The 5,635-nt window shown below is 66.6% G+C and carries 4 protein-coding genes and 1 pseudogene; 3 read left to right on the top strand and 2 right to left on the bottom strand.

What is annotated here, in order from left to right:
- A pseudogene (locus CVM52_RS23000) lies at positions 1-350 on the top strand (hypothetical protein); the annotation flags it as partial.
- 67 nt (positions 351-417) lie between these two features.
- Here the strand turns inward: CVM52_RS23000 and serS are convergent.
- Both serS and CVM52_RS22990 read right to left on the bottom strand, forming a co-directional pair.
- The gene (serS, locus tag CVM52_RS22995; protein ID WP_100164686.1) at positions 418-1,710 is read right to left on the bottom strand and encodes a serine--tRNA ligase; all 1,293 of its coding nucleotides are present in this window, start codon (positions 1,708-1,710) and stop codon (positions 418-420) included.
- A gap of 108 nt (positions 1,711-1,818) precedes the next feature.
- Positions 1,819-2,685, bottom strand: a complete 867-nt coding sequence (locus CVM52_RS22990) for an FHA domain-containing protein (protein ID WP_100164685.1) — start codon at positions 2,683-2,685, stop codon at positions 1,819-1,821.
- A gap of 134 nt (positions 2,686-2,819) precedes the next feature.
- Between CVM52_RS22990 and CVM52_RS22985 the strand changes: the two genes are divergently transcribed.
- Positions 2,820-3,275: a hypothetical protein gene (locus tag CVM52_RS22985; RefSeq protein ID WP_100164684.1), complete on the top strand. Its 456-nt coding sequence runs from the start codon at positions 2,820-2,822 to the stop codon at positions 3,273-3,275.
- A 13-nt stretch (positions 3,276-3,288) separates the two neighbouring features.
- The coding region (locus CVM52_RS22980; RefSeq protein ID WP_133119952.1) for a serine/threonine-protein kinase at positions 3,289-5,635 on the top strand (2,347 nt) is incomplete at its 3' end.

Raw genomic sequence — 5,635 nt, 5'->3', positions numbered from 1 at the left:
CCATGCCGGCCCCGGAGCCCGCGGCAAAGGCCGCACCGGTCGCCGCGCAAGCACCGGCGCCGGCGGCCGAGGCCGCTGTGCCGACGCAGAAAAAGGCCAAGAAGGCCAAGCCGCAGAAGGTCGAAAAGGCGAAAAAGGCCAAGCCGGAGAAGCTGAAAAAGTCAAAGAAGGCCAAGCCGGCCAAGGTGGAAAAACCGAAGAAGGCGAAAAAGTCCGAAAAGGCGGAAAAGGCGGGAAAGGTCAAGAAGCTGGCCAAAAAGGCCAAGGAGGAGGCGGTGAAATTGTCGAAAAAGGTCAAGGAAAAGGCCAAGGACAGCAAGGCCAAAACCAAGAAGAAAAAGAAGAAATAGGCCCGGATCGGGCCACCGAGGGCCAGCGCGTGAGGCGCTGGCCCGGTATTCGGCACCTAGCCGCGCGTCAGACCAGTTGCCCCTCGGGGCTCAGCATCGTGCGGCCGCCCAGATAGGGCGCCAGCGCGTCGGGCAGGCGGACCGAGCCGTCCTGCTGCTGGCCGTTTTCCAGCACCGCGATCAAACAGCGCCCCACCGCCAGGCCGGATCCGTTCAGCGTGTGCACGAATTCCGGCTTGCCGCCACCCTCGGGGCGGAACCGGGCATTCATGCGCCGGGCCTGGAAATCGCCGGTGGTCGATACGCTGGAAATCTCGCGATAGGCGTCCTGGCCGGGCAGCCAGGCCTCGATATCATAGGTCCGACGCGCGCCGAACCCCATGTCGCCGGTGCACAGCACCACGGTGCGATAGGGGATGCCCAGCGCTTCCAGCAGCGCTTCGGCACAGCGCAGCATGCGTTTCTGTTCGGCGTCGGATTCGTCGGGATGGGTGATCGACACCATCTCGACCTTTTCGAACTGGTGCTGGCGCAACATGCCTGCGGTGTCCTTGCCGGCGCTGCCCGCTTCGGAACGGAAGCACAGCGTATGCGCCGTCATCCGGATCGGCAGCTGCGCCGCATCGAGGATGTCGCCGGCCACGGAATAGGTCAGCGTGACTTCCGAGGTCGGGATCAGCCACCAGCCATTGGTGGTCTGATAGCTGTCATCGCCGAATTTCGGCAGCTTGTCGGTGCCGTACATCGCCTCGTCGCGCACCAGAACCGGCGTCTGCATCTCGGTCAGGCCGTTGGTTTCGACATGGGTGTCGATCATGAACTGCGCCAGCGCCCGGTGCAGGCGTGCCACCGCGCCTTTCAGCACCACGAAGCGCGAACCGGACAGCTTGGCGGCCATCTCGAAATCCATCGCCCTGGCGACGCCATCGATCTCGAAATGCTCTTTCGGGGCAAAATCGAAGACACGCGGTTCGCCCCAGCGATTGACCTCGACATTGTCGGTTTCGTCAGCGCCATCAGGCACGTCCGCGGCGGGCAGGTTGGCGATACGCGCCAGCATGTCGGTCAGCTTGACGTCCAGGTCCTTGGCCTCGGCCTGCATCGCCGTCACCTCGGCCTTTTTGCTGGCCACCAGCGCGCGAAGCCGTTCGAACTCGGCCTCGTCGCCTTTCGCCTTGGCAGCGCCGACCTGTTTCGAGGCACGGTTCTGTTCGGCCTGCGCCTCTTCGGCGGCCTGGATCTTGGCCCGGCGCTCGGCATCCACGGCCAGCAGATCCGACGCGGCCGGCGCCTCCTGGCGGCGGGCGAGGGCGGCGTCGAAGGCTTCCGGGTTTTCGCGGATGGCACGGATGTCATGCATGGCGCGGTCCTTGTCGTTGAGTCGGTCGGTCTGGATGTACCGCCTAACGCGGGAGGAAAGCCAGTTGAAGCGGCAATTTGCGCCGCTTCCCGCCAGCAGGACGCGGGATCATTTCCGGGCGAGGGTGAAGGCGACCACCGCCGCCTCGGATTGCTGGCGCGGCGCACCCAGCGAAAACAGCCCTTGCCCCGACAGCGTCACCGCCGAACGGCGCAGGATGGTTTCGGTGCCCGGCGCCAGGGTCAGATAGGTGCCGAAGGTGCTGTGGTCGCGCAGTTCGACCAGCCCGTTGGCGACCGACACGGTGGCGTGCCGGCGCGACACCCAGGGCGCGGCGATGACCATGGCGCTTTCGGCCGAGCGGCCCAGCGTCAGCTCGGATCCTTCCAGCAGGTCGATAGCGGTCTCGCCATGGCTGAGGGTGACGCCGGCCGCGGGTGCCTGGCTGCCGAGGCGGGAAAAGAACGTCTCGGTCCGGGCCGACGGGTCGCCCGCGACATAGGAATGCACGCTGCGCATGTCCGCCGCGCCTTTCAGTTGCAACACATCGACGCGGCGCAGATCGGCGCGCGCCGCGGCGTCAAGCTGATCGAAACAGGTGCCGTACACCAGCGCCTCGCGCGGCTTGGCCAGGGCGGCCAGCCGCGCCGCCATGTTGACCGGGCTGCCATACAGATCATCGGGCACGCGCAGCATCTCGCCCCAGCTGACCCCGGCATGTACCCTGAGCAGGTCGTCGGCGCGGCCGGCCACCATGGTTTTGACCGCCGCCACCGCGTTGCCGGCCTCGGGGAAATGCACCAGGATGTCGTCGCCCTTGGAATGGATGAAGTCACCACCCGACTGCCCCGCCAGCGTGCGCAACTGGTCGATTTTCCAGCGGATTTCCTGAACCGCACGCTGCGCGCCCTGGCTTTCATACAGCGGCGTGCTTCCGGAAACATCCGCGATCACTGCGGCGCCGACGACGCGCATGAGTCGGTCTCCAAGATTGCGGCACGATCGCGCCCCGCATCGCGGCAATAACCTAGAAATTATGACGAATTGCCGCTAAAGTTGGAGGCATTATCGTTCAAAGCAATTGTCGTTACTGACGGGGAAAATACACCATGACACGAAAATTTGCCATCAGCCTTGCGTTCGGCGCAGCCGCGACCCTGGCGATCTGGGGTGGTCTGCCGGGCGCAGCCCGGGCGCAAGAGGCCAATGCCTGCCCCGTCGACGGGTGCATCGCCAAGATCACATCGGTCAGCAAAGAGGGCGACGAGCTTGCCGTCGAATTCGAGGCCAACTTCATGCCGGAAATGTCCAAGAACCACCTGCACGTCTGGTGGGGCGACCGGTTCGACGTCAAGCAGGTGTCTAACAATGCCGAGACCGAACACAGTGTCGCCCAGGGCGACTGGCATCCGACCGACATCTATCCCAGCTATGTCACCACCGGTGCCGCCTCGGTGACACAGCGCGAAGGGACCACCGTGCTCTGCGTTTCGCCGGCGGATCGCAATCACGACATCATCGACGCCGAAGAGTTCATGTGTCTCGACGTGGCGGATCAGCTCTGATCCACCAGCGGCGATGGAACTCCCGGACTATGTCGGTCGGTATGTCGTTCGCCGCAAAATCGCCCGCGGAGGCTTTGCCGTTGTCGCGCTGGCCTGGGACGAGGAACTGGCGGCCGATGTCGCCATCAAGATCCTCGACTACCGGGGCGAACACGACGAAAGCCTGAAGCAGCGCTTCGTCGAAGAGGCGCGGCTGCTCAGGCGGATCAAGTCCTATTCCATCGTGGGCGTGCATGATGTGGGGCGGCTGTCGGATGGTCGCCCCTATTTTGTCATGGATCACGCCGATCTGGGCACGCTGACCGACCGGGTCGCGGCGCGATCGGGTATGTCGGGGCTGCCATCGGGCGACCTGGTGCAGTTGGTGGATGCGCTGGCCTCGGGGCTGTCGGCGATCCACCGCGCCGGGGTGGTGCATCGCGACATCAAGCCGGAGAACATCCTGTTCCAGACCGTGGGCTTCCGCGCCGTGCCGGCGGCGATGGCGGGCAGCGACGACGTGACCGTGCTGGACCCGGTGCCGCCGCCCAGTTCCCGCAAAAGTCCCGACCGGGTGATGATCGGCGACCTGGGCATCGCCAGCGACCTGTTGGGCAACACCCAGACCTCGCTGATCCTGGGCGGCACGCCGGCCTATATGGCGCCGGAACAATACGAGGCCGATGGCGGGGTCAGCCCGGCGGCGGATGTCTATTCGGCCACCGCCGTGCTGTGGTACGCGATCACCGGGTCGCGCCCGCCCGACGCGGTGGCCATCGGCGAGGCGGTCGAGCGGCTGGCCGAGCCCTGGCGTGACTTTTTCCTGCGCGGCATGTCGGCGGACCCCACCGAACGCTTCGACGATATCGAGGCCTGGAGCCGCGCCGCCCATGACGCGATGGCCCGTATCGCCGCCGAGGCGCCGGATCCGGGCGAGGGCCTGACCGAGGGCCAGGCCATTGCCTCCCCCGGCGCCGATTGCCCCTATCGCGGGCTCAGCTCGTTTCAGCCCGAGGATGCCGACCGGTTCTTCGGCCGCGAGGAGATGGTCGCCGACCTGATCAAGCGGCTGCAATCGCAGAAGGTGCTGGTCGTTGGCGGGTCCTCGGGCAGCGGCAAAAGCTCGCTGGTGCGCGCCGGGCTGATCGCTTCGCTGCGCGACGGTGCGATCCCGGGCAGCGAAAACTGGCGGGTCGAGCTGTTCACGCCGGGCCGCGATGCCCTGTCCGAGCTGTATTTCCGCCTGCGTGGCGATGCCGATCATGTGCGGGTGCGGCTGGAGGAATTCGTGGCGCGGCCCTCGGTGGCGCGGCAGGTGCTGGGCGATGAGGCCGGAGCGCCGCTGCTGCTGGCCATCGACCAGTTCGAAGAGCTGTGTACGCTGAACGAGCCCAAGGTGGCCGAAGGCTTTGTCGATGCGCTGGCGGCGATCACCGATCCGGCGGACAGCCATGTGCGCATCGTCATCGCGGTGCGCGCCGATTACTATCCCAATTGCGCCCAGTTCCCCTGGCTGGCCGAGGCGGTCAGCCGCAACCAGGTGCTGGTCGGCCCGATGACGGCGGGCGACCTGCGCCGCGCGATCGTGGAGCCGGCGCGGCGCGCGGGGTTCTATGTCGAGCAGCACCTGGTCGATGCCATCGTGTCCGAGGCCGGATTGGATGCCGGGGTGCTGCCGCTGATCTCGCATGCGCTGGTCGAAACCTGGATGCGCCGCATGGGAGCGACACTGACCTACGAGGGCTATCGCGCCAGCGGCGGCATGGCCGGGGCGATCCGGCAGACGGCCGATGCGGTTTTCGACAGTGATTTTAACGATGCGGAGCGCCGGGTCGCCAAGCGCCTGTTGCTGAGCCTGGTGACGCCGGGCGAGGGCGGCGGCGATGCCCGCCGGATCCTGGCCCGGTCCGAGATCGAGGGCGATGCCGATGCCGAGATCATGGACCAGGTGGTCAAGCGGCTGACCGAGGCGCGGCTGCTGACCATCGACGACAAGACCATCCAGATCACCCACGAGGCGCTGCTGCGGTCCTGGCCGCGGCTGAGCCGCTGGATCGAGGATTCGCGCGCGGATCTGCGGATGCGGCTGCGGGTGGTGCAGATGGCCGAGGAATGGATCGAGTCGGGGCGCGACCCGGAAATGCTGCTGCGGGGCGCGCGGCTGGACTACACCCTGGAATGGCTGGAAAACAATGCCGACAAGACCGGAGCCAAGGAACGCGCCTTCCTGATCGCCAGCACCGATGCCCGCGATGCCGAGCGGGAAGAGCGGGACCGGCGGCGCCGGCACCTGCGCCGGTTGCAGATCGCGGCGGTCAGCGCCCTGGGCGTGCTGGCGGCGGGGGCGACAGCGGCCTCGTTCGTGGCCTTCAACCAGTCGC

Origin of the sequence: Pseudooceanicola lipolyticus (assembly GCF_002786325.1) — a bacterium.
In the GTDB taxonomy this organism is placed as follows: Bacteria; Pseudomonadota; Alphaproteobacteria; order Rhodobacterales; family Rhodobacteraceae; genus Pseudooceanicola_C; species Pseudooceanicola_C lipolyticus.
This window is presented reverse-complemented; position numbering and strand designations above follow the sequence as displayed.